This is a genomic window from Achromobacter sp. D10 (assembly GCF_035282245.1).
Lineage (GTDB): Bacteria > Pseudomonadota > Gammaproteobacteria > Burkholderiales > Burkholderiaceae_B > Achromobacter > Achromobacter insolitus.
Genome location: NZ_JAYJLE010000013.1, coordinates 67,674 through 91,161, shown reverse-complemented (window position 1 = coordinate 91,161; position 23,488 = coordinate 67,674). Strand labels below are relative to the sequence as shown.

Annotated in this window: 21 protein-coding genes; 2 read left to right on the top strand and 19 right to left on the bottom strand. The window is 66.5% G+C overall.

Going from position 1 to position 23,488, the window contains the following annotated elements:
• Positions 1–7 precede the first annotated feature (7 nt).
• The 7 genes from VCS63_RS25380 to VCS63_RS25350 form a co-directional block, all read right to left on the bottom strand.
• A complete protein-coding gene (locus tag VCS63_RS25380; RefSeq protein WP_042793888.1) occupies positions 8–1,018 on the bottom strand; it encodes a chemotaxis response regulator protein-glutamate methylesterase in 1,011 nt (336 codons plus the stop codon).
• Positions 1,015–3,264: a hybrid sensor histidine kinase/response regulator gene (locus tag VCS63_RS25375; RefSeq protein WP_301884001.1), complete on the bottom strand. Its 2,250-nt coding sequence runs from the start codon at positions 3,262–3,264 to the stop codon at positions 1,015–1,017. The genes VCS63_RS25380 and VCS63_RS25375 overlap by 4 nt, the downstream gene beginning before the upstream one ends.
• Complete coding sequence (locus VCS63_RS25370; protein ID WP_323881378.1) at positions 3,261–3,923, bottom strand: chemotaxis protein CheW; 663 nt, start codon at positions 3,921–3,923, stop codon at positions 3,261–3,263. Before VCS63_RS25370 ends, VCS63_RS25375 begins: the two co-directional genes overlap by 4 nt.
• A complete protein-coding gene (locus VCS63_RS25365; protein ID WP_112965697.1) occupies positions 3,916–5,193 on the bottom strand; it encodes a CheR family methyltransferase in 1,278 nt (425 codons plus the stop codon). The genes VCS63_RS25370 and VCS63_RS25365 overlap by 8 nt, the downstream gene beginning before the upstream one ends.
• Positions 5,190–5,720 carry a chemotaxis protein CheW gene (locus VCS63_RS25360; RefSeq protein WP_063962349.1) on the bottom strand — a complete coding sequence of 177 codons (531 nt, stop codon included), beginning with the start codon at positions 5,718–5,720 and terminating at the stop codon, positions 5,190–5,192. The genes VCS63_RS25365 and VCS63_RS25360 overlap by 4 nt, the downstream gene beginning before the upstream one ends.
• Complete coding sequence (locus tag VCS63_RS25355) at positions 5,720–7,339, bottom strand: methyl-accepting chemotaxis protein (RefSeq protein ID WP_323881375.1); 1,620 nt, start codon at positions 7,337–7,339, stop codon at positions 5,720–5,722. The genes VCS63_RS25360 and VCS63_RS25355 overlap by 1 nt, the downstream gene beginning before the upstream one ends.
• 248 nt (positions 7,340–7,587) lie before the next feature.
• The gene (locus VCS63_RS25350) at positions 7,588–9,069 is read right to left on the bottom strand and encodes an amidase (RefSeq protein ID WP_323881373.1); all 1,482 of its coding nucleotides are present in this window, start codon (positions 9,067–9,069) and stop codon (positions 7,588–7,590) included.
• Positions 9,070–9,283: 214 nt separating this feature from the next.
• Here VCS63_RS25350 and VCS63_RS25345 point away from each other — a divergent pair, with 214 nt between their 5' ends.
• Complete coding sequence (locus tag VCS63_RS25345; protein WP_042793891.1) at positions 9,284–9,691, top strand: group III truncated hemoglobin; 408 nt, start codon at positions 9,284–9,286, stop codon at positions 9,689–9,691.
• Here the strand turns inward: VCS63_RS25345 and VCS63_RS25340 are convergent, their stop codons facing one another.
• The 11 genes from VCS63_RS25340 to VCS63_RS25290 form a co-directional block, all read right to left on the bottom strand.
• Entirely contained in the window at positions 9,692–11,962 is a 2,271-nt protein-coding gene (locus VCS63_RS25340; protein ID WP_175200070.1) for an ATP-dependent DNA helicase, read from the bottom strand.
• Positions 11,959–13,602: a VRR-NUC domain-containing protein gene (locus VCS63_RS25335; RefSeq protein WP_063639946.1), complete on the bottom strand. Its 1,644-nt coding sequence runs from the start codon at positions 13,600–13,602 to the stop codon at positions 11,959–11,961. Before VCS63_RS25335 ends, VCS63_RS25340 begins: the two co-directional genes overlap by 4 nt.
• A 67-nt stretch (positions 13,603–13,669) precedes the next feature.
• Positions 13,670–14,182: an ATP-binding protein gene (locus VCS63_RS25330; protein WP_323881436.1), complete on the bottom strand. Its 513-nt coding sequence runs from the start codon at positions 14,180–14,182 to the stop codon at positions 13,670–13,672.
• 189 nt (positions 14,183–14,371) lie between these two features.
• On the bottom strand, positions 14,372–14,722 hold the full coding sequence (locus VCS63_RS25325; protein WP_042793894.1) for a phenolic acid decarboxylase: 351 nt from the start codon (positions 14,720–14,722) through the stop codon (positions 14,372–14,374).
• A gap of 72 nt (positions 14,723–14,794) precedes the next feature.
• Positions 14,795–15,820: an aldo/keto reductase gene (locus tag VCS63_RS25320; RefSeq protein WP_323881371.1), complete on the bottom strand. Its 1,026-nt coding sequence runs from the start codon at positions 15,818–15,820 to the stop codon at positions 14,795–14,797.
• 3 nt (positions 15,821–15,823) lie between these two features.
• The gene (locus VCS63_RS25315) at positions 15,824–16,942 is read right to left on the bottom strand and encodes an alkene reductase (protein ID WP_042793895.1); all 1,119 of its coding nucleotides are present in this window, start codon (positions 16,940–16,942) and stop codon (positions 15,824–15,826) included.
• On the bottom strand, positions 16,935–17,912 hold the full coding sequence (locus tag VCS63_RS25310; protein ID WP_323881369.1) for a TIGR03571 family LLM class oxidoreductase: 978 nt from the start codon (positions 17,910–17,912) through the stop codon (positions 16,935–16,937). Before VCS63_RS25310 ends, VCS63_RS25315 begins: the two co-directional genes overlap by 8 nt.
• Positions 17,913–17,924: 12 nt before the next feature.
• A complete protein-coding gene (gene dkgB / locus VCS63_RS25305; protein WP_063639950.1) occupies positions 17,925–18,731 on the bottom strand; it encodes a 2,5-didehydrogluconate reductase DkgB in 807 nt (268 codons plus the stop codon).
• A 169-nt stretch (positions 18,732–18,900) separates the two neighbouring features.
• Positions 18,901–19,326 (bottom strand): PPC domain-containing DNA-binding protein, encoded by a 426-nt coding sequence (locus VCS63_RS25300; protein ID WP_063962341.1) that lies wholly within the window; start codon positions 19,324–19,326, stop codon positions 18,901–18,903.
• 18 nt (positions 19,327–19,344) lie between these two features.
• Positions 19,345–19,752 carry a GlcG/HbpS family heme-binding protein gene (locus tag VCS63_RS25295; RefSeq protein WP_042793899.1) on the bottom strand — a complete coding sequence of 136 codons (408 nt, stop codon included), beginning with the start codon at positions 19,750–19,752 and terminating at the stop codon, positions 19,345–19,347.
• Positions 19,753–19,854: 102 nt separating this feature from the next.
• Positions 19,855–21,039, bottom strand: coding sequence for an MFS transporter (locus VCS63_RS25290; RefSeq protein WP_063962340.1), 1,185 nt, complete (start codon positions 21,037–21,039; stop codon positions 19,855–19,857).
• A 102-nt stretch (positions 21,040–21,141) separates the two neighbouring features.
• Here VCS63_RS25290 and VCS63_RS25285 point away from each other — a divergent pair, with 102 nt between their 5' ends.
• Entirely contained in the window at positions 21,142–22,044 is a 903-nt protein-coding gene (locus VCS63_RS25285) for a LysR family transcriptional regulator (RefSeq protein WP_063639954.1), read from the top strand.
• Between the two features lie 121 nt (positions 22,045–22,165).
• Here VCS63_RS25285 and VCS63_RS25280 read toward each other — a convergent pair whose 3' ends face one another.
• Positions 22,166–23,479 (bottom strand): cytochrome c, encoded by a 1,314-nt coding sequence (locus VCS63_RS25280; protein ID WP_323881367.1) that lies wholly within the window; start codon positions 23,477–23,479, stop codon positions 22,166–22,168.
• Between the last annotated feature and the right edge of the window lie 9 nt (positions 23,480–23,488).

Sequence of the window (23,488 nt, the reverse complement as noted above, 5' to 3'; positions counted from 1 at the left end):
CGTCCGCTCAGGCAAAAGCCTGGATCAAGCGGGGAGCGATTTGGTCCAATGGGCTGATTTCCACTGCGGCCTGCATGGCCGCCGCGGCCTTGGGCATGCCGTAGACGGCGCTGGAGGCCTGATCCTGCGCAATCGTCAGGTAGCCGCGCTCGCGCAGCGCCTTCAGCCCGCGCGCGCCGTCCTGGCCCATGCCCGTCAGCAGCACGCCGACTGCCATGCCGCGCCAGTGCTGCGCCACGCTATGGAAAAAAACATCGATGGAAGGCCGGTACAGGCTTTCCTTGGGGTTCTCGGTGTAACGCAGCGTGCCGTCCGCCAGCATATGCAGATGGTCGCCGGTGCCGGCCAGCAGGATCTGGCCGGGCTCTGGCCATTCGCCCTCGCGCACCAACCTGACAGGCAGCGGCGCCTGTTCGTTGAGCCAGTCCGCCATGCCCGCGGCGAACGAGGCGTCCACGTGCTGCACCAGCACGATGCCGGCGGGAAACGCCGGCGGAATGCCCTTGAGCAGCTGCGCCAGGGCCGGCGGACCGCCCGCCGAGGCGCCGATGACCAGCAAGCGCTTGGCGTCCGCCTGCGGCATGGGCCGCGCCACGGGAGTCAAGGCGGGACGCTTGCCGTAGCGGCCGATGAGCCAGCCCACGTTCCGTATCTTGCGCAGCAGCGGCGCCGCAGCCGTGCGCATGTCCGCGCCGCCAACCACCGGCGTATCGGCCGCGTCGAGCGCGCCGTGGCCCATGGCGTCGAACACGCGCGAGGTATGGCGCGCCACGTCGGCGGTGACCACCACGATGGCGCACGGCGTTTCCGCCATGATGCGGCGCGTGGCCTCCACGCCGTCCATGATGGGCATGATGAGATCCATCAGCACCACGTCCGGACGGTCACGCGCACACAGGTCCACGGCCTCCTGGCCGTTGACAGCGACCCAGGCGACATCCAGCCCGGGTTCCAGCGCAATGGCGCGCCGCAGCACTTCGACTGCCATCGGCATGTCGTTGACGATTCCGACTCTCACGTGTGAGCCTTTCCGATCAAGTCTTCCACGGCCTCGAGCAGCGCATCATCATGGAAGCTGCCCTTGGCCAGATAGTAGTCGGCGCCAGCGTCCAGCCCGCGCCTCCTGTCCTCTTCCCGGTCCTTGTACGACACCACCATCACGGGCAGCCCCTGCAACTTGGGGTCGGCCTTGATGCGCGACACGAGCTCGATGCCGTCCATGCGCGGCATGTCGACATCGGTCACGACCAGGTCGAAAGCCTCACCGCGCAACATGTTCCAGCCGTCCATGCCGTCCACCGCCACGGCAACGTCGTAGCCGCGGTTCACCAACAGCTTGCGCTCCAGTTCGCGCACCGTGAGGGAATCGTCAACCACCAGCACGCGCTTGCGCCTGCGTGTCTGCTCGGCCGCGCCCGCGCCATCCACCCGCGTCAGCTGTCCGCCCTCCACGAGCTTCTGCACCGACACCAGCATGTCTTCCACGTCGAGGATCAGCAACGGCGTGCCGTCATCCATCAAGGCGCCCGCCATCACGTCCTGCACCTTGCCCAGGCGCGGGTCCAGCGGCTGCACCACCAGCGTGCGCTCGCCCACGTAGCGGTCCACGGCGATGCCGTAAAGCCTGTCATGGTCGCCGATCAACACCACGCACACCGTCTCGGATGCCGGCGCGGACCCGCTCTTGCGCAGGATCTGGCGCGCGGACACCAATCCGATCTGGCGGTCCATGAAACGGAAATGCTGATGCCCCTCCAGCTGTTCGATGTCCTGCGCGCGCACCTGCAGCGCATGGTTCACGTAGGCCAGCGGAAAAGCGTAGATCTCGTCCTGCACCTCGACCAGCAGGCTGCGCACCACCGACAGGGACAGGGGCATTTCCAGCATGAAGCGCGTGCCCTGGCCCGTATGCTGCTGGATGCGCACCGCGCCGCGCAGCTGGCGCACCATGGTCTGCACCACGTCCAGGCCCACGCCGCGCCCCGAAATCTCGGTGACCTCGCCGCGCGTGCTGAATCCCGACAGGAACAGGAACTCCAGCAGCTCGGCCTCGGTAAGCCGCGCCGCGGTTTCCGCGCTGGCCAGCTTGCGCTGCGCCACTTCCGTGCGCAGGCGGTCCAGCGATATGCCGGCGCCGTCGTCGCTCAGTTCGATCAGCAACATGCCGGCCGCGTGGCGCGCCGACAAGCGGATCAGGCCTTCGGCCGGCTTGCCCGCCGCCAGGCGTTCCTGCGGCATTTCGATGCCGTGGTCCACCGCGTTGCGCAGCAGATGCATCAGCGGCGCATCCAGCTTTTCCAGGATGTCACGATCCACCTGGGTGGACTCGCCTTCGATTTCCAGCCGCACCTGCTTGCCCAGCGCGCGGCCTATGTCTCGCACCATGCGCGCCATGCCGCCCACCCCGTCGCCAAACGGCCGCATGCGGCAAGCCAGCGCGGTGTCGTACAAGCGCTGGGCAAGATGGCCCATGCGCCAGCCGAATTCGTCGACCTCGCTGGTGCGCTGCGAGAGCTCCTGCTGGCATTGTTCGACGATGCGCAGCGCATCGTCCAACGCCGCCTGCGCTTGCGCGTCCAGGACCTGTCCGGCCAGCGCGGCCCGCACGCCATCCAACGCCTGCACTGCCCCTGCCTGCATGCGCTTCAAGCGCAGCATCGAGGAGCCGAAGGGTCCGATCCAATGCGACTCCACCAGCGTCTCGCTGGACAGTCCCAGCAATTTATTGAGCGTGTCGGCCGTCACGCGCAACACCCGCTCGCCCTCGCCCAGCCCCAGATCGGAACTGCGCCGTTGCAACACGGCGGCGGGCGGTTCGTCCATGGCCGGAATCGGCGGCAGGAAATCCGACGGCTTGGGTACCGAGGCCGCGGCCGGCGGCGTGTGCGGCGCGTTGCTCAGGCGCTCCACCAGCTCGTCGATCTCGCTGCCCAACTCCGCGCCCGGCGTCGCCACCCGCTGCAGCAGGTCCGCGCCCAGCAACAAGGCGTCGATATCAGCCGCTTGCAAACGCAGGCGGCCCTCACGCGCTTCGACCAGGCAGTCCTCCATGGCGTGCGCGATGCGCACCGCCGGATGCAGGTCGACAATGCGGGCGGCGCCCTTGAGCGAATGCGCCGCCCGCATGCAGGCTTCCAGCTGCGGCGCCGAGGTCGGATCGTGCTCCAGCGCCAGCAAACCGTTGTTCAGCACCTGCACCTGGGTGCGGGTTTCGAGCTGGAACAGCTCCAGGAGCGAGGCATCGCGCATCTGTTCCGGATTCACGCCAGACTCCGTTCCAACGCTTGCATCAGCAAGGTTTCATCCAATACGCCTACCGCGCGGCTGCCGCAGCGGACCATGCCGCGCGAATACTTCAAGCTTGCGCCCTCCACGGTCGCCGGCAGGGGTTCCAGTTGTTCCAGATCGACGGCGTGGATGCCCTCGACCTCGTCCACCGGCGCCACCACCGCCCGGCCTGCCCCGCCCAGGATCAGCATGCGCGCGGTAACCGGCCGCTCGCGCGATGTATCCGCCGCGGCTTCCAGGCCCAGCAGGCGCGCCAGCGACACGCATACCGTCAGCGAGCCGCGCACGTTGGTCACGCCCAGCATGGCCGGATCGCGGCGATGCGGCAGGCTCAGGATGCGGCGGGTGCCGGCCACTTCGTCCAGGGCCCGCGTCGGCAACCCCAGCCATTCACGATGCACGCGAAACACCAGCAGCGAAGACAGATTGGCGCCAACGACCTCGGCCGCGCCCCCGTCCACCTCGTCCATCTGCGGCGGCAGGCGGTCGAGGATGCGCTTGGCCGCCGCGGCATACACCGGACAGTTGCGGCAATGCACGTGTTCCGGCAACTGTCCGCAGCTCTTGTCGCCGCGGATACCGATACGGTTCCAGCAATCGTCCACGTCGGACAGCGCGCTTATCGTCTCAGCCACGTCGCGCCTCCCCGCGCGCCGCGCGCGCCTGCAGGCGGCGGGCCGCTTCGTGGTCGCCATCCGAGGCTACCAGTGCGGCGAGGTGCAAAAGAGCCTCGCGATGCGTCGGGTCCAGATAAAGCGCCTTGCGGTACGCCGCCTGCGCCTGCCGCACGTCGCCCGTCGCGTCCTGCAGCAGGCCCTGCAGGTACAGGGCCTGCGCGCTGGCGCCATGACTCTGGATATGCGCCCGGCACTGCGCCATGGCGTCCTGTACCCGCCCCTGGTCGGCCAGCGTTGCGATGTGGCGCAAGGACGCCTGCGCGCCGTCTGGCGCGGCCGACGACGCGGCAGGCGCAGCGGGAATGGGGGCATGGGGCACCGGCAGGCCGGGCGCCGGCGCCTGGGCCAGCGGCCGCCTGGGCGGAGTCCAGCTGTGCACGATGGGCCGTGCCGCGGCCGGCGCGGCGACAGGCGCTGCGGGCGGCGGCAGCGGCTTGGCCAGAAATGCGAACGAGCGCGCCATCGCCACCGCGGGCAACCGGCGACTGGTCAGCAGCGTGGTTTCGGCCGGCCCCACAAAAAGCACGCCGTCGTCGCGCGTGAACCCGCGCAGCAGCTGCACGGCGCGTTCCTGGGTGGCCGAGTCGAAATAGATGAGCAGGTTGCGGCAGAACACGAAGTCATAGGGCGCAACCCCGGCCAGCAGATCGGGATCGAACAGATTGCCCGGGCGGAAACGCACCTGCCCGACCACCTGGGCTGCCAATTGATGGCCGTCAGCCGTTTCGGAAAAATAGCGGTCGCGGTAGCCGAGCTCTTCCCCTCGGAACGAATTGCGGCCGTACAGGGCGCGCTGCGCGAATTCGACCATGCGCACGCTGATGTCGACCGCGTCGATCTGGAAACGTTCGGCCGCGACACCCGCGTCCAGCAGCGCCATGGCGATGGAGTACGGTTCCTCGCCGCTGGAACACGGCACGCTCAGCACGCGCAGCACGCGGCCCTCCGCGCCAGGGGCATACAGGCGCGCGCGCGCCAGCGCGGCCATGGCCGCCTGCGATTCCGGATAGCGGAAGAACCAGGTCTCCGGCACGATGACCGCTTCGATCAGCTGCTGCATTTCAACCGGGGAAGCCTGCACCTGCCACAGATAGTCCTGCTCATCGGCGATGCCGGCAATGCCCATTCTGCGGCGCACCGCCCGCTCAACCGCGGCCTTGCCGATGGAACCGCTGTCCAGGCCCATGCGCCGCTTGAGCAAGGCGCTGAAATCGTCGATGAGCATCATGGCCGCGCCCCGCGCGCCACGCCGCCGGCATCATCGGGAAACAAGCGCGCGCGCACAGGCGCCGGCAGCAGGTCGTCCACATTGACCGCCTGCACCATGCCGCCGGCATCGCTGAGTACCGGCCCCAGATAGCGGGCGTCCGGATTGTCCAGGCCGCCGGACTGAAAGGCAGCGGGATCGTAATGCACGGTTTCGGTCGCCTGCTCCAGGATCAGCCCCAGCAAATGCTCCGCTGCTGCGGGGCTCGTCTGGTAGCGCACCAGCGCCAGGCGGGTGCTGGTAACGGCCGCGGCGGCATGGCCACCCGCCAGCGCGCTCATGTCGATGACCGGCACGGGTACCCCGCGGCGGTCCAGCACGCCCGCTACCCAGGCCGGCGCGCCCGGCACCTGCTTCAGCTCTCGCAGGCCCAGCACCTCGACGATGCCGCTCGCGTCCAGCGCGTAGCGGTCGCCGCCGATGCGGAACAGCAGGTACAGCCGGCGTCCGGCCGCGGCGGAGGGAGCGCGCTGCGCCATGGCTGCCATCACACCTTGAAACGCGAAACGCCGCTGCGCAAATCGTTGGCCACCAGGTTCAGCTCTTCGATCGCCAGCGTGGACTGGCGCAGAGATTCCACGGTCTGCTGGGCGGCGTCGCTCAGCTGCTGCAGCGCCTGGTTGATCTGTTCGGCGCCGGTGGCCTGCGCCTGCATGCCCTCGTTGACCATCTGCACGCGCGGCGCCAGCGTCTGCACCTGCTGAATGATCTGCGACAGCTGATCGCCCACCTGCTGCATGTCGGCCATGCCGCGCCGGACCTCTTCCGAGAACTTGTCCATGCCCATGACGCCCGCCGACACGGACGACTGGATTTCGCGCACCATCTGCTCGATGTCGTAGGTAGCGACGGCGGTCTGGTCCGCCAGACGGCGGATCTCGGTCGCCACCACCACGAAGCCGCGGCCATACTCGCCGGCCTTCTCGGCCTCGATCGCGGCGTTCAGCGAAAGCAGATTCGTCTGGTCCGCCACCTTCGTGATTGTGGTTACTACTTGTGTGATATTTCCGGCTTTCTCGTTCAGGATCGCCAGCTTGGCATTGACCGAACCCGCCGCGCCCACGACGTTGCGCATGGTGTCTTCCATGCGCGCCAGCCCCACCTGGCCGCTACCCGCCAGCGCCGCGGTCTGCTCGGCAGCGCCCGACACTTCGGCCATGGTGCGGACCAGCTCGCGCGAGGTCGCGGAAATTTCCCGCGAGGTGACGCCGATCTCGGTCGTGGTCGCAGCCACTTCAGAGGCGGTGGCTTGCTGTTGCTTGGAAGTCGCCGCGATCTCGGTAACCGAGGTGGCCACTTGCACCGCCGAGCGCTGGGTCTTGCCGACCAGGCCGGTCAGTTCATCCACCATGCCGTTGAAACCCGATTCGATGGCATTGAACTCATCCTTGCGCGCCAGCGTCAGGCGCCGAGTGAGGTCGCCGCCTCCCGTGGCCTCAAGGGTCTTGACGATGGCGCGCATGGGGTTGGCGATGGCGCGCATCAGCAGAATGCCGCAAATGATGGCGGCCACGATGGCCAGCGCCAGGGACACCAGCATGCGCACTTCAGCACTGTCCACGGATTGCTTGATGGCGACGGCGGCTTCGTCCGCCTGCTTTTTGTTCTCCGACACCATCTTGGCCAGGATATCGCGGCCCTTGTAGAAGGCGGGCCGCAGTTCGGCCTTGATCAGGGCTTGCGCCCGAGCCGGGTCGGCCAGTGTGGCGGGCGCCAGGATCAATGCGCGGATGCGCTTGTAATCCTGCAGTTCCTTTTCGAAATCCTGGAACATCCGGCTGTCGTCCTCGCGCGCAATGGTGCGACGGTACTGCGCGATATGGTCCTCGAGCAGCTGATCGTTCTGCGGCAGCGCATCCAGGACGTTGCGCCGCTCCTGCTCGGTCTCCATATTGAAGGCGTCCTGCACCACCACGAAGCCGGCGAACCACGAGGCGCGGATCGAGGTGCTGTAGTAGATGCCGGGGACGGCGTCGTTATTGATCAGGTCGACTTCCGACTCGATGACCAGCAGCCGCCGGTAATCCATCACCACCATCAACGCCATGATGGCCAGGATCGCCAGGAAGCTGGCCAGGATGCGCTGGCGTAGTGTCAGATTCTTCATGCCGGAAAACCTCTATGCAAATTCAACTCGTCGATTGGACCGAAATATTCTGGAACCAAACCAGGGACACAAGGCTGTCCATTTATTACGGGATGTTGTGAGTTGGTTGACAATTATTGCAAAGGCGAGGCCCGCCAGCCACGGGAAAGGCCGAAATTGCACCAAATATGACGGTTGTCGTCGGAAAAAAGCAAAGCCCTCTTACAAGGGCTTGTCTTTTCCCGCAACAATGCGTACCGAACCCTTTTTCAGGGGGTTTTACCCCAGAGTGCCGCCGGTGGACGGGATTCAACCCAATCGCGGGCCTGGCCGTAGGCGTGCGCCAGTTGCAGCACGGCCAGGTCGGCCTGCGGCGGCCCGATCAATTGCATGCCCATGGGCAGCCCCGCAGCGTTGAATCCCACGGGCACGCTGATCACCGGGCAGCCCGCCAGCGTCCAGGGCGTGACCGTTTCCATCCAGCGGTGATAGGTGTCCATCGGACGCCCGCCGATTTCCTTGGGCCAGTCCAGCGCCGCATCGAAGGGGAATACCTGCGCCGAAGGCACCGCCAGGTAGTCCACGTCCTCAAACATGCGCAGCACCGTCTGGTACCAGGCGCTGCGCTCTTCGGTCGCCTGGTAGACCTGCCGGGCCGTCATGCCTTCCAGCCCTTCCACCTCCCAGACCACGGCCGGCTTGACCAGCTTGCGCGTCTCCGGGTTGTGGACCAGCGGGTGGAGCTGCCCCCCAACCATGAGGTGGCGATGCGCCAGCCAGATCCGCCAAAGGCGTTCGCCAGCGAACGGCACCTGGTAATCGACCGTCTCGCAACCTGCCAGCGTCAAGTCCGCGAGGGCCAGCTCGCACAGTTCCAGGACGCCCGCCTCCATCGGCAGATAACCCTCCCAGTCCCCCAACCAGCCGACGCGTTTGCCGCGCAAGTCGGCATCCAGAGCTTGGGCGAACTGCGCCGGATCGCCGGTCAGGGACAACGGCACGCGGCGGTCGGGGCCCGCCATCACGGACAGCAGCAGGGCCACGTCCCGCGGCGAACGCCCCATGGGTCCTTCATACGCGAGCTGCTTGAGGAACACCTCGGTCGACGGCCCGTAAGGCACGCGGCCGGCCGACGGCCGCATGCCATAGACGTTGCAGAACGCCGCGGGATTGCGCAGCGAACCGCCGAAATCGCTGCCGTCCGCCACCGGCAGCATGCGGGCGGCCAGCGCCGCGGCCGCCCCGCCGCTGCTACCGCCCGCGGTCCTGGACGGATCGTAAGGGTTGCCCGTGGTGCCGTACACCTGGTTATAGGTATGCGAACCCAGGCCGAACTCCGGCACATTGCTGCGGCCGATAAAGATGGCGCCGGCCGCGCGCATCCGCTCGATGATGATGGAGTCGTGCGCCGTGACCTGATCCTTGTAGACGAGCGAGCCCATGGACGTGACCATGCCGCGCACCGCCGTCAGGTCCTTGGGCGCCTGCGGCATGCCATGCAGCCAGCCCAGCCATTGGCCGGCCGCCAGTTGGGCGTCGCGCTCGTCGGCTTCGCGCAGCAGTTCGTCGCTGTCGCGCCGGGCGACAATGGCGTTCAGCTTGGGATTGATCCGGTCGATGTGCGACAGATAGGCGGTCATGACCTCCCGGCAGGAAACCTGCCGCTGCCGGATCGCCTCGGACAGCGCGTGGGCGGGCATGGCCACGATGTCGTTCAATGCATCGGCGGCGGCCGGGGCTGCGAGGGTCATGCGGGTCTCCTTGTGGCGCCGCGAGTTCCGGGCGCGCTGTCTTATCGGGTGACGCGAGCCGAACGCCGGCCGCGCAGGCAGACAATATTACGCAAACGGAAGGCGCCGCGCTCGCGGCGTTCGCGCGCGACGCGCGCCTGAAAACTTGCGCCAGATCAAACCGCGGGCTGGCAGACTCGACCTAAGATCGCCTTCCGCCCCACAGGAGACGACCTTGACCCCAGCCGAAGACATTTGCACAGAAGCCGAAATCCGCGACCTGGTGCACACCTTCTATGGCAAGGCGCGCGCCGACGCGCAGCTGGGCCCGGTCTTCAATAGCCAGGTGCATGATTGGGACGAGCACCTGGCGACGCTGTCGGATTTCTGGTCCGCGGTGTTGCTGGGCACCCGTCGGTTTACCGGCATGCCCATGCCCAAGCACGCCGCCATGCCGAACCTGAGCGCCGAATTGTTCGAGCGCTGGCTGGCGCTGTGGCGGGCAACCACGGACGCCCTGCCCAACCGCGCGCTGGCCGACGCGGCCCAGGAAATGGCCAAGCGCATGGCGCGCAGCCTGTGGTACGGCTACCAGCTCAGCCGCGACCCCAGCCAGCCGCTGACGGAACTGCGCCCGGCCTGATCAATCCACGCGCCACCAGCCGGGCAGCAGGCCGCGCACCTTGGCGCGCCGGTAGCGGTCATCGATCAGGTGCACCGTGCCCACGTCGTGCTCGGTACGGATGACACGGCCCGCCGCCTGCACCACTTTCTGCATGCCCGGGTAGAGATAGGTGTAGTCGTAGCCCTTGTCTACCCCATACCGCTGGTCCATGGCGCGCTTCATGTTTTCGTTCACGGGGTTCACCTGAGGCAGCCCCAGCGTGGCGATGAAAGCGCCGATCAGCCGCTTGCCTGGCAGATCCACGCCTTCGGAGAAAGCTCCGCCCAGCACCGCGAAGCCCACGCCCTGCCCCGTCTCGGTGAAACGCGCCAGGAACGCGGCGCGGCCGGCCTCGTCCATGCCGGGGGTCTGCAGCCAGATCGGCACCGAGGGATGGCGTTCGCGCATCAGGTCGGCCACCTGCCGCAGGTAATCGAAGCTGCTGAGAAAGCCCAGGTAGTTCCCGGGCCTTTCCTCGTACTGGCGCGCAATCAGCTCGACGATGGGCGCCAGTGAACGCTCGCGATCCCGATAGCGCGTAGAGACATTGCCCACCACCCGCACCGCCAGTTGCTCGGCCTGGAACGGCGCGGCCACGTCCAGCCAGGGCGTGGCCGCTGGCAGACCCAGCGTGTCACGGTAGAACTGCTGCGGACTGAGCGTGCCGGAGAACAGCACCGTGGCGTGTGCCGCCGCATAACGCGCCGCCAGATACGGCGCAGGAATCACATTGCGCACGCACAGCACGGACGGCCGCGTCTTGGCGCCGGCGGCGCTTGCGTCCGAAAGGGTCACGTCGAACAGCGCATGCGAACCGAACTGCTCGGCCAGCCGCATGAATTGCAGGGCCTCGAAGTAGAACGCCAGCACCGGATCATCCTGCGGCAGCGGCGATTCCGCCATGTGATCCATGATTGCGCCCACCGCCTTCTGCACCGCGGCCAGCACGCCGGCTGCGACGTCGTCATAGGCCTGATAGCGCTCCGCCTGTTTTTTGTTCAGCGCGTTCCAGGAACGCTGCAAGCCGTCCAGGGACTTCTTCAGGGCCTTGGGCGCGGCATAGCGCGCCGCCGCCAGCGAGGCCTGGTCCAGTTCGCCGGTGTACATGCGGCGGGCCCGGTCGACCAGATTGTGCGCCTCGTCCACGAGCACAGCCACCTTCCACTGATACGCCTGCGTCATGGCGTACAGCATCGCCGTGGCATCGTAGTAGTAGTTGTAGTCGCCCACCACGACGTCGCTCCAGCGGATCAGCTCCTGCGACAGGTAATACGGGCAGACCTGATGCTCACGCGCGGCCGCCGCCACCGTGGCAGCATCCAGCCGCGCGTGCGCGAGCGCCGCCTCGCGCGCCTGCGGCAGACGGTCGTAGAAGCCCTGGGCCAGCGGGCAGGACTCCCCATGGCAGGCCAGGTCCGGGTGTACGCAGGTCTTGTCGCGCGCCTGCAGGTCCAGCACGCGCAGTCCGGGCGCCGCGGGCTGCGCGTTGACGGTTTCCAGCGCTTCCAGCGCCAGGCCGCGGCCCGGGCTCTTGGCCGCCAGGAAGAAAATCTTGTCCAGGCCCGCGCCCGGGCTGGCCTTGAGCAACGGAAATATCGTGCCCAGCGTCTTGCCTATGCCGGTGGGCGCCTGCGCCATCAGGCAGCCGCCGTCCCGCGCCGTGCGGTAGGCGGCCACGGCCAGGTCGCGCTGCCCGGCGCGGAATTCGCCATGCGGAAACGCCAGTTGCTCCAGTGCCGCGTCGCGCGCCTGCCGGTGTTCCAGTTCTGCGGCGGCCCAGGCCAGGAAACGCGCGCATTGTTCGCGGAAGAACGCAGCGAGCGCCGGAGCCTCGTGCGTTTCCACCAGCACGGTCTCTTCCTCGGTGACCACATTGAAATACACCAGCGCCACGCGCAGGCTATCCAGCCCGCGCGCCTGGCACAGCAGATGCCCATACACCCGCGCCTGCGCCCAATGCACGGCGCGGTGGTTGTCCCGCACGCTGTCCAGCCGGCCGCGATAGGTCTTGATTTCTTCGAGCTGGTTGGCCACCGGGTCATAGCCGTCGGCGCGGCCGCGGACCAGCAGGCCTTCATGCTGGCCTGACAACGCCACTTCGGTCTCGTACGCCGGCCCGCGGCGGGCGGTCACGGCCGCGTGGCCCGCCATGCCCTCCAGGCCCGTGGGCGCGGGGGTGAAGCGCAGATCCAGGTCACCGGCGCGCGCCGTGAACTCGCATAACGCCCGCACCGCCACGGCATAGCTCATGCGGCGTCCTCACGCCAACTGACGTGGCATACCCGCACGGGCATGCCGTGCGACACGCAATATTGCAGCCAGCGGATCTGGTTGTCCTGCAGCTTGTCGCCCGGCCCTTTTACCTCAATCAGCTCATAGCGGCGTTCCGACGGCCAGAAGCGGACCAGGTCAGGCAGGCCGGACCGGTTGGCCTTGACGTCGCGCAAGAGGCGTTCGAAATAGAGCTTGAGATGTGCGGCAGGCAGGCAGTCCAGCGCCTGGTTCAGCAAGTCTTCGGACAAGGAACCCCAGAACACGAAGGGCGATTGCAGCCCCGACTTGTCCGCATAGCGCCGCAGGATCAAGTCGCGATAGTGAGGCGTATCCAGTTGCGCCAGGCATTGCGCGAACAACGCCGCGCGGCGCTGATGGAAATCCGGCGCGTCCAGGTCCGCCGGGCCGCGCTGGAAAGGATGGAAGAAAGCCCCCGGCAAGGGCGCGAACACCGCGGGCCAGCACAGCAGCCCGAACAGCGAATTGATCAGCGCATTTTCCACGTAATGCACGGGCGCGTCGTCCCGGTGCAGGTGATCGCGCGTGACGAATTCCACCGAGGCGGGCTCCGCCGGCCGCGCCAGTGTCAGGTCGGTGCGCAGCAAAGCCGGCGCCGCCGCGCGCGCCGGCGCGCTCTGCCCGACGCCACGGTGCAGGCGAGGCAACATGCGCACCAGGCGCTGGGCCTCTTCTTCGCTTTCGGGCGCAGTCTGCGCCTGCAAGGCCAAGGCCAGGGCATCGCCGTATCGCGCCATGCGCTCATAGACGCGAATACGGCGATGCCGCGCGCCCGGGTAGGCACTGCTTTCATAAGCGCGTTGCGCAGTGTCCCAGTCCTGCGCCCGCTCGCAAGCCTGCCCAATACGCAAAAGAACCTTGGCGCGGCGCTTTTCCAGCCAGGGATTGCCGCTGGCGCAGGCCTGCACCGCCTGCATCAGCGTGTCAGGGTCGGCGCCCTCGTCCAGCGCCACGCGGCAGGCGTGCAAGGCCAGATAACAGTCCACATCGTCCCGCGTCTGGAATGCTCGGGATGTGGCGTCGAACGGCACCGTCTCATACTGGAACACGCCCAGGTCTGCCAGCACGAACTCCGACCAGTCCTGGTGCAGGTTGCCAAAGAACATCAGGCGAAAGCGTTCGCAGATGTCTGTGACGGTCACGCGCCAGACCGGCTCTTGCGCGCCAGGGTTCCAGTCCGTGCATGGCCGCGGGGCTGCGCCTGCCGTCCGGGCGGCCTCCAGCAGGTCGGCCTTGCGGGATCCGGATTTGACGCAGACCCCGGCAAACATGCGGTTGAGCTCCGGCTTGGTGTAAAGGCCGAACAACTCGTCCAGCGTCATCGGCGCGTGCGCATCCAACCACCCCAGCGCCAGCAGCGGCTCGGCGGCAACTTCCGCCGCGCCGATTTCCTCGTAGACCAGCCGGCTGGCGCGGAACCAGGGGCCTCGCCGCATCAGCATGCGCACCATCAGGGCCTGGGACGCCTGCGGCAGGGCTGGAAACTCGGCCATGAAGCGGCGTTCGCCGTCGTCCAGCAGGTCGGCGTAGCGGTCACCGACCCACGCCAGCGCGCGCTGGAAGTTGTGCAGATAGTAGTAACGGTAGGCGGGAAACATCGGCCGGGCCGGAAGACTGGATATTTATCCAGCAATCATAGCAGGCGCCCGCCCCGCGCGCGCCCGTTCAGTCTTGCCCATGGCGCAGCAGATTGAACCCTTCGTCCGGGCGCGGCTCGGCAAAGTACGCCGTGATGGCATCGTATTGCTCGTCCGTGGTGGTGTAGGGGTGCGTGCCCGAGGCGTTGCGCGCGCGCAGCCTGGCCTTGCACACCTCATCGGGCAGGTCCAGGTAATGCAGCTGATGCGTGCAGCCTGCCGCTTGCGCCACTTGCCGCAGCCATTCCCGGCTGCGCCGCGTGTTGGCCGGAAAATCCAGCACCACCGATAGCCCTGCCTTCACCAGCGCGGCGACGTGGCTGCCCATCGCATTGCGCAGGCGGCTGGCGCAACGGCCGTAGTCGGCAAGGTCCAGGATCTCACCTGGATACAGCGCGGCCAGCCAGCTGTCCTCGTTGAGCAGGATGGTGCCTGGCCGCGCGGCCAGTTTCCGCGCCAGGGTGGACTTGCCCGCCCCGATCTTGCCGCATAGAAAGTGCAGCGTGGGCGCGGCCGAAGGGGAAGCATCAGTGTTGGACATCATGGGGGGCTCTCCTGGAGGAAACTGCATGCAGGAGACGGGCCAACAAAAAACCCGCCTCTGGCGGGTTTGTGTAGCGATGTACCGACGAGCGCTAACCCACCATGGTCCTAATGGTGGTAATAATCAGGGCGAACGGGGTCAGGGATCGGCGCATGACATGAAGCTTGCGCCCACCGTCCATGCCTGTCAAATGTCTTGGGCGTTTTGAATAGCGAGCTCGGTCAGCGGTCCCTGCATGCGGTAAAAGCCCAGATCGGCGGCCGTGAAATAGGCCTGCGAACGGCCGCCGATGAAATCGTCGATATGCACGACCGTGGCGCCGTCTGCTTCCTGCCAGGAGATCGCGTAAACGCCGTCGCTGACCTCCTGCCACTGGCATTGCGCCTCGCCGCTGGCGCCGGCATAGGCGCCGGAGACGATGGCGTAGCGGATCGTCTTGCCGTCTTCCGAATAGATGTTGTGTGCCGACAGACCGTCATAGTCGACACGGAAGCTGCGGCCGGCAAACAACGGACGGGAGGTGTTGGGGGTGCTCATGGTCAATCCCGAAAAAAGTTGGCTGAGAGCGCTGCCGACCCTGTCCTGGATCGACCGCGCTCATGGCTTCAATCAGAGCGGCAGGGGCGCGTCCGCCGACACCAAGCCTTGCTCGCGCAGCGCATTCCAGAATGCGGCGGGAATCGGCGCCTTGGCCAAGGCCAGATTCTCGGCAATGCGTTCGGGCCGGCTGGCGCCCGGAATGGCAGCGATCACCGCCGCATGGGCCAGCGAAAACTGCAGCGCCGCCGCGCGGATGTCGACCTGATGATCGGCAGCCAGCCGGCGCAGCCGCTCCACGCGCGCCAGCACCTCCGGCGTGGCCTTCTGGTATTCGTAGTGCGCGCCGCCTGCCAGCACGCCGGAGTTGTACGGACCTCCCACCACGATGCCCACGCCGCGCTCCAGGCTGGCCGGCATCAGCTTGCGCAGTGCCTCGGCGTGGTCGAGCAGCGTGTAGCGGCCCGCCAGCAGGAAGCCGTCGGGATCGGACTGCTCCAGCGCCATTTCGCAGGGTTCGACACGGTTCACGCCCAGGCCCCAACCCTTGATCACGCCCTGCTCGCGCAGGCGGGTCAAGGCCTTGGCGGCGCCGTCCATGGCCACCTGGAACACGTCCTTCCAGCTGTCGCCATGAAAGTCCACCGCCGGGTCATGGATGAAGACATGGTCGATGTGGTCGGTCTTCAGACGCTTGAGGCTGCTCTCGATGGCGCGCATGGTGCCGTCGGCCGTGTAGTCGTAGGCGATCTTGTTGGACAGACCGTGCTCGAACAGGCCGCCCTTCTCGCCCAGGTCGCGCCTGGAAGTATCCTCCACCTCGTCCAGGATCAGGCGCCCCACCTTGGTGGTCAGCACGTATTCGCTGCGCGGATGGCGCTGCAGTGCCTCGCCCAGGCGAAGCTCGGCCAGGCCCGCGCCGTACAGCGGGGCGGCGTCGAAGTAGCGTATGCCTTGCTGCCAGGCAGACTCCACCGTGGCCAGCGCTTCCTGCTCGGGAATGTTGCGGTACATGTTGCCCAAGGGCGCCGTGCCGAAGCCGATTACGGTCGGCGCGGACATGCGCTTGGGCGCGGTCCTGCCGGTTTTCATGTTCATGGCTCAGGCCTCTTCCGTTTCCAGTACGGGGTAGTCGGTCAGGCCGCGCTCGCCGCCGCCGAACAGCGTTGCGCGGTCATGCAGGTTCAGCGGCGCGCCGGTGCGCAGCCGTTCGGGCAGGTCGGGATTGGCGACAAAGGGCCGGCCAAAGCCGATCAGGTCGGCCCAGCCCTGCTCCAGTGCCTCGCGGGCGCGCTCTGCCGTGTAGGCGCCGGCATAAATCATGGTGCCGGGGAAAGCCTGGCGCAGGCGCTGCTTGAAGTCCACGGGCATGTGCGGCGCATCTTCCCAATCCGCCTCGGCGATGTGGATATAGCCCACGCCCATGCCCGCCAGCAGCCTGGCTGCGCCCAGGTAGGTGGTTTGGGGGTCGGCGTCCTCGCAGCCGTTGAGCGTGGTCAGCGGCGCGAGGCGTATGCCCACGCGGGCGGCGTCGCCCGTGCCCTCGACCAGCGCCTGCGCCACTTCGCCCAGGAAGCGCAGGCGATTTTCCAGCGCGCCGCCGTACTCGTCCTTGCGGTTGTTGGCGTTCGAATCTATGAACTGGTTGACTAGGTAGCCATTGGCCGCGTGCAGTTCCACGCCGTCGAAACCCGCAGCCATGGCGTTGCGCGCGGCCTGGCGGTATTCACCGACGATGGCATGGATCTCGGCAACGCTCAGGGCGCGCGGCTCGGAGGCCTGGACAAAACCGGGCTTGCCCTCGGCGTCGGCCACGAAGACATTCACGCCCTTGGCCTGGATGGCCGAGGAAGACACGGGCGATGCACCGTTGAGCAGGCTGGTGTGGCTCAAGCGGCCCACATGCCAGAGCTGGGCGAAGATGCGGCCGCCCGCCGCGTGCACCGCATCGGTTACCTTGCGCCATCCCGCCAATTGCTCGGCAGTATGGATGCCGGGCGTCCAGGCGTATCCCTTGCCCAGGGGCGAGATCCAGGTGCCTTCGCTGACGATGAGGCCGGCGCTGGCGCGCTGCGCGTAATACTCGGCCATGAGCTCATTGGGCACGTCGCCGGGCTGGCTGGCGCGCGAACGCGTCATCGGCGGCATGACGATGCGGTTGGGTAGTGTCAACCCACCCATGGAATACGGTTTGAACAGGAAATCTTGGGTATCAGACATTGCAAATCTCCACGGCCGGTGCAGCCACCTTGGCCGATGAACGATGAAAAATTGGCAGCACGTACTCGGCGATCTCGTGAAAGGTCTCGTCCAGCGGGCGCTGGTTGCGGCGAAAATGCAGCCCAATGTGATCGACGCCTGCGGCGCGCAGCGCGTGCAGTTCGGCAATCAGCGCCTTGCGGCCGCCGCGCAGGCCGAAGCGCCAGCGTTGCAACGGCTCATCGGCGTTTTCCGCCAAATCCAGATGGATAAAGCTGGCATAGGGTTTGGTATGAGGCGTGTCGCCCGCCACGTCGCGCCAGGCAGCCACGCGGCGTGCGTGGTCCTCTGGCGTGCCCGGATAGGCCAGGCAGCCGTCCATGTGCCCCCCCACCCAGGAGGGGGTCTGCTGGGCCAGGCCTGCCACCAGCAGCGGCAGGGGCGACTCCACGCGTGGCAGCACATCCAGTCCGTCCGGCAGGCGGGCCTGCGGCCCTTCCCGCAGAAGCGCCACCTGTTCCCGGAAGTTAGCGCCACGCGCCTCGAAGTCTCGGCCGAACAGCGGATACTCCACGGGTCGATCGCCGCTGGCCACGCCCAGCAGCAGGCGGTTGCCGCTCAGGCGCTGCACCGTTGCGGCCGACTTCAGCGTAAGCAACGGCTCGCGTATGGGCAGCACCACGGCTGCGGTGCCCAGCAGGATGTTCTGCGTGACGCCAGCCAGATAGCCAAGATAGGAAAACACCTCGAACACCTGGGCTGCGTCGCCGAAGGATGGGTCGTACAGTGGCACGTCCCGCACCCACAGGGCGCGAAAACCAAGCCGGTCGGCCAGCCGGGCCAGTTCGGCATGGCGGCGCAGATCCGGCTCGCCCGGCAGGCGGCCAGTCTGGCGCCGCGCCTGTTCGCCCGCAAGCGTCCAGTCATTGTCCAGAGGGGCTTCGATGCCTATGCTGAAGCCGCCTTCAGTCAAACGAGCCAGAGCAGTCATTTCAGGCGCTCCTTAATCCCACGCCGGGGCCAGGCCTTCGGGACTGACTTCGCGGCCATTGCGCTCCAGGGAGGCGATCAGGGCCATGTCCTCCGCGTCCAGCTTGAGGTCGCGGGCCAGCAGGTTGCTTGCCAGGTTCTCGCGCTTGGTGGATGACGGAATCACCGCGTAGCCCAGTTGCAGCGCCCATGCCAGAGCCACCTGCGCCACGGTGGCCTGGTGCTTGGCGGCGATCTTGGCCAACACCGGATCCTTGAGCACCTTGCCGTAGGCCAGAGTCATGTAAGAGGTCACCTGGATGCCCTGCTCCTTCAGGAAGGCAGTCAGTTTGTTGCCTTGCAGGTAGGGGCTGAGTTCGATCTGGTTGGTGGCGATCTCGCCCTTGCCCACCGCGGCGATGGCCTGACGGGTCAGCTCGATGTTGAAGTTGGAAATGCCGATCTGGCGGGTCAGGCCCAGGGCCTTGGCTTCAGCCAGCGCTTCCATGAATTCGGGCAGTTCCACGCCGTTGCCCGGGGCGGGCCAGTGGATCAGGGTCAGGTCCACATACTCGGTGCGCAGCTTCTTCAGGCTGTCGCGCAGGCTGGGCACCAGCTTGGTCCTGGCGTAGTTGTCGGTCCAGATCTTGGTGGTCACGAAGAGCGCTTCGCGCGCCACGCCGCTCTCGGCGATGGCCTGGCCCACTTCAGCCTCGTTGCCATAGATCTGCGCCGTATCGACAGCGCGGTAGCCCACGCCAAGTGCGTTGCGCACCGAGTCGATCACGACTTGGCCGTTCAAGCGGAAGGTACCGACGCCGAAGGAAGGAATATTGCTCATGGAAGGACTCCTGGAATGATGTGAAAAGCGGAAGTTGTTTCCCGATGGACAGAAGTTTGCGCTTTCCATATTTGCAAATTAAGCCCCATATCAAACAAACTCTTTTGAAATTAAGTCAAATATAGGGGCGCGACTGATCATGGGTTCGCGGCGCGGGCAAGCATCGGGCTCAGAGCCCCAATACATTGGCGCCTATGCAGGCGTCGACGGCGCGCTCCAGCTTTTTGTCGTGGACGACGAGCGTGATCTCCATCGATCCCGTACCGACCTCCAGGTCCAGCAGATGGCCGGCATAGGCATTGAAGTTGCTGTCGCCGGCCACGCCATGCAGGTGGATGGACGGGGCGCCGTCCTTCCACGCCACGGAGCCGACGATGCTGCCCATCTCCACATTGGAGAAAGTCTTGGCATCGAACTCCTTGCGGTCCGCATTCCAGTAGCCAAAAGTGGCATGGGCGAAGCCAAGCGCGCTCACGCTGGCAGCCGGAACGTTCTCGGCCTTGGCCAGCTTTGTCAGTTCCGCAAAGGCGTTGTCACCCATGCGCAAAACCATCAGATAGCCCGCGGGTGTCTTGATATAGCGAGGGACTCTCATATCTGCCTCTGCCCGGGCTCAGTCCAGAGCCCCGGCATCGGCCGCGGCGCGGGCGACCTCGGCGTCCTGGTCGGGCGAACCGCCCGAGACACCGACGGCGCCGATGAGCCGGCCGCCGGTCCCGCGTACCGGCACGCCGCCGCCAAAGACAATCAGGCCGCCATTGGTGCGCTCCAGCCCATGGGCCGGGCTTGCGGGCTTGCACCATTCACCCACCACCTCGGTGGCCTCGCCAAACAGGACCGAGGTCCTGGCCTTGTTCAGTGCCACATCGATGGAGCCCAGAAAAGCGCCGTCCATGCGGGCAAAAGCCGTCAGCTGCGTGCCGCTGTCCAGCACGGCGATGTTCACGGCAATGCCGAGCTGATCAGCCGTCTTGCGGGCTGCGGCAATTGCCGCTTGCGCCTGCGTCAGCGTGATGTTCATGAAATTCCTTGAAGCAAGAGTTGCGGCATGACGCGACCGCGCCACGCCTGCGTAGAAGAGAGGCTGCGTTCCGTAAAAGAGTCACGCCAGCCGAGGTTGGCTTCAGGCGCGGGCCAGTTGCCGGGCGGCGGCACGGCTGTCCAATCGGCCGGACAGCACCGTCAGGCCCAAGGCGGCCAGCGTCACCAGCGCGGCGACCCAGGGGGTGTGGGCCAGGCCCAGCTGGCTGACGACCTGGGCGCCAGCCCACGAACCGCCGGCCACGCCCAGATTGAAGGCAGAGATATTGAAGCCCGTGGCGACATCGGTGGCGTCAGGCGCGACTTGCTCCGCCAGGCGCACCACATAGACCTGCAGGCCGGGCACGTTGCCAAAGGCCACGGCCCCCCAGGCCAGCACAGTCAGCAACATCAGCGGCTTGCTGGGAGCGGTGAAGGTCAGCGCCAACAGCACGGCGGCCAGCAGCGCAAAGATGAGCTTGAGCGCCACCACCGGCCCCTTGCGATCGGCCAGACGGCCGCCCCAGAAATTACCGATAGCCACCGAAACACCGTAGGCCAGCAGCACCAGACTCACCACATCGGGGCTGAAGCCTGTGATGTCTTCCAGAATCGGCGCCAGGAAGGTGAAGGCAATCAACGAGCCGCCATAGCCCACGGCCGTCATGGCATAGACCAGCAGCAGGCGCGGTTGCAGCAACACGCGCAGTTGGCGGCGCAGCGGCGCCGGTTCGGTATGCGCAATATTGCGCGGAACCAAGGTCAGCGCGCCGATCATCGCTACCAGGCCAAAAGCCGCGACAACCAGGAAAGTAGTGCGCCAGCCAAAGTGCTGGCCAATGAAAGTGCCCAGCGGAATGCCGGTGACAAAGGCCACGGTCATGCCGCTGAACATCGTCGCGATCGCGCTGGCGCCTTTCTCGCGTGGCACCAGGCTGGTGGCAACGATGGTGCCCACCGAGAAGAACACCCCATGGGCCAGGCCGGTCAGCAGGCGTGCCACGATCAGCGTGCCGTAGCCCGGCGCCAGCCAGGCCACCAGGTTGCCTGCGGTGAATAAGCCCATCAGGCCGACCAGCAATAGCTTGCGGGGCACACGGCCGGTCAGCGCCGTCAGAATGGGCGCGCCCACGGCCACGCCCAGCGCATACAGGCTGACCAGCAGGCCAGCTGAAGGCAAGGAAACGCTCAGGTCGTTGGCAATGGTCGGAATCAATCCGACGATAACGAATTCAGTGGTCCCTATGGCAAAAGCCGCCAGGGTCAGGGCAAGCAGGGCGAGAGGCATGGCTGCAATCCGGTGAAATTTTTCGATGGAGTGCAGTCTCCTCCGTTTATATTTGCGGATTAAGCCCCGTATTAAATAAATTCTCTTGAATTAAATTCAATAATGAAGACCACCCTCGATGAATTGCAGGCCTTTGTGGCAGTCGTGGATACGGGCTCCATCACAGCCGCTTCCGAACTGCTGGGCCTCACGATCTCAGCCACCAGCCGCACACTGGGGCGGCTGGAAGAAAAGCTGCAGACCACGCTGCTGCGCCGCACCACGCGCAGGCTGGAGTTGACCGAGGAAGGCGCCACCTTTTTGCAAAGCGCCCGCGCCATCATCGCCTCGGTCGACGAAGCCGAGGAGCAGATGGCCGCGCGGCGCATGCGGCCTGCCGGGCGGCTGCGCGTCGATGCGGCCACGCCCTTCATGCTGCATGTGCTGGTGCCGCTGATCGCGGGCTTTCGCGAACGGTACCCCGAGGTGGAGCTGGAGCTGAACTCCAACGAAGGCATCATCGACTTGATCGAAAAACGCACCGACGTGGCGTTTCGCATCGGCGTTCTCAAGGATTCCACCCTGCACGCGCGCCCGGTGGGCAGCAGCCAGGTTCGTGTTCTGGCCAGCCCCGCGTACCTCAAGCGCCGCGGCACGCCAATCGACACGGAGCAACTGGCCAAGCATGCGCTGCTGGGCTTCACCCAGCCCGAAACGCTCAACGACTGGCCATTGCGCGACGCGACGGGCAACATCCTGCGCATTCAGCCGACCATCGCCTCCTCCAGCGGCGAAACCCTGCGCCACATGGCCCTGGCAGGCCTGGGCATCGTCTGCCTGTCGGACTTCATGACGCGCGAAGACCGCAAGGGCGGCAAGCTCGTGCAGCTGTTTACCACCCAGACACTGGACGTGCGCCAATCCATCAACGCGGTCTACTACCGCAATACCGCGCTGGCGGCGCGCATTACCTGTTTTGTGGACTACGTCATCGAGACCCTGGGCGGACGGCCATTTGCGGCCTGACGTCCACGAGACGACCGACTCCGCCCCCCGAAGGCTGGACCAGGGTCCAATCTCGGGGGGCGGTCCGGGGCAAGGCTTGCCGGCTCCGCGCGTCCTCAGCCGGCGCGCGGGCGGAGGAAGGTCAACGCGCGGGCTGCGGCGCCGCCCCTACGTCCTTGCGCACCTTGGCAACGTCGGCGGCGGTGACGGCCGCCCCCTTGTTGCCCCAGCTGGACCGCACGAACGTCACCACGTCGGCGACCTCCTTGTCGGTCATGCGCCAGTCGAAGCCCGGCATCGCGTAGGCGGTGGGCGCCGCCGCCGTGGCCGGCATCTGCGCGCCCTTGAGCACGATGTGGATCAAGGACGCGGGATCCGCCGAGTTCACCGTGGAGCTGAGCGCCAGTTGCGGGAAGGTCTCCGCATAGCCCTTGCCGGTGCTGCGATGGCAGGCCGCGCAGTTATTGAGGAAGGCCATGGCGCCATCGCCCTTGTCGCTGCCCGTGCGCAGCGCCTGCGCCACGGACGCGTCGTAGGCCAGCGGTTGGGGGGCGTCCTTGTTCACCGGCGGCAAGCTCTTAAGATAGGCCGCGATGGCGTTCAAGTCCGCGTCCGACAGGTGCTGGGTGCTGTCTCCCACCACCTGCGCCATACCGCCAAACGCCGCGGAATGGCCATTGCGGCCGGACTTCAGGAAGGCCACGATGTCCGCCTGGCTCCAGCTGCCCAGGCCGTCGGTGGCATCGCCCCGCAAGTTCTTCGCCAACCAGCCTTCGACCACCCCGCCCGACAGGAACGCCGAGCCGTCCGCCTCGGTCAGTGCCTTTTCCTGCAAGGCCACGCCACGCGGCGTGTGGCAAGTGCTGCAATGGCCCAGGCCTTCGACCAGGTACTGGCCGCGCAGTAACGCGGCGCGATCGGCGCCCTGGGTATCGGCGGTGACGGGCGCGGTAGCCACGTCCGGCGCGAACATCCAGCGCCATACGCCCAGAGGCCAACGCATCGACAAAGGCCAGATGATGTCGGTGTCCTTGTTCTCCTGCTTCACGGGCTCCACGCCGTGCATGAAGTAGGCGTACAAGGCTTTCACATCATCGGGCGTGACCTTGGCGTAAGCGGTGTACGGCATCGCCGGGTAGAGCGAGTGCCCGTCCTTGGCCACGCCGTGGCGCACGGCACGGTCGAAGTCCTCGTACGAATAGCCGCCGATGCCGGTTTCCTTGTCGGGTGTGATATTGGTCGAATAGATCATGCCCAGCGGCGAATCGATGCCCAGGCCGCCCGCGAACGGCTTGCCGTCCTTGGCGGTGTGGCAGGCGATACAGTCGCCGGCGCGCGACAGGTACTCGCCTTGCTTGATCAGTTGCGCGTCGGCGGCGGCCGGCGTGCCGTCCGCGGCAAGCGCGGCGCTGGCGGCCAAGGCGGAAAAGGCCGCAACAATGGTCTGCTTAATCATTGTGCCGTC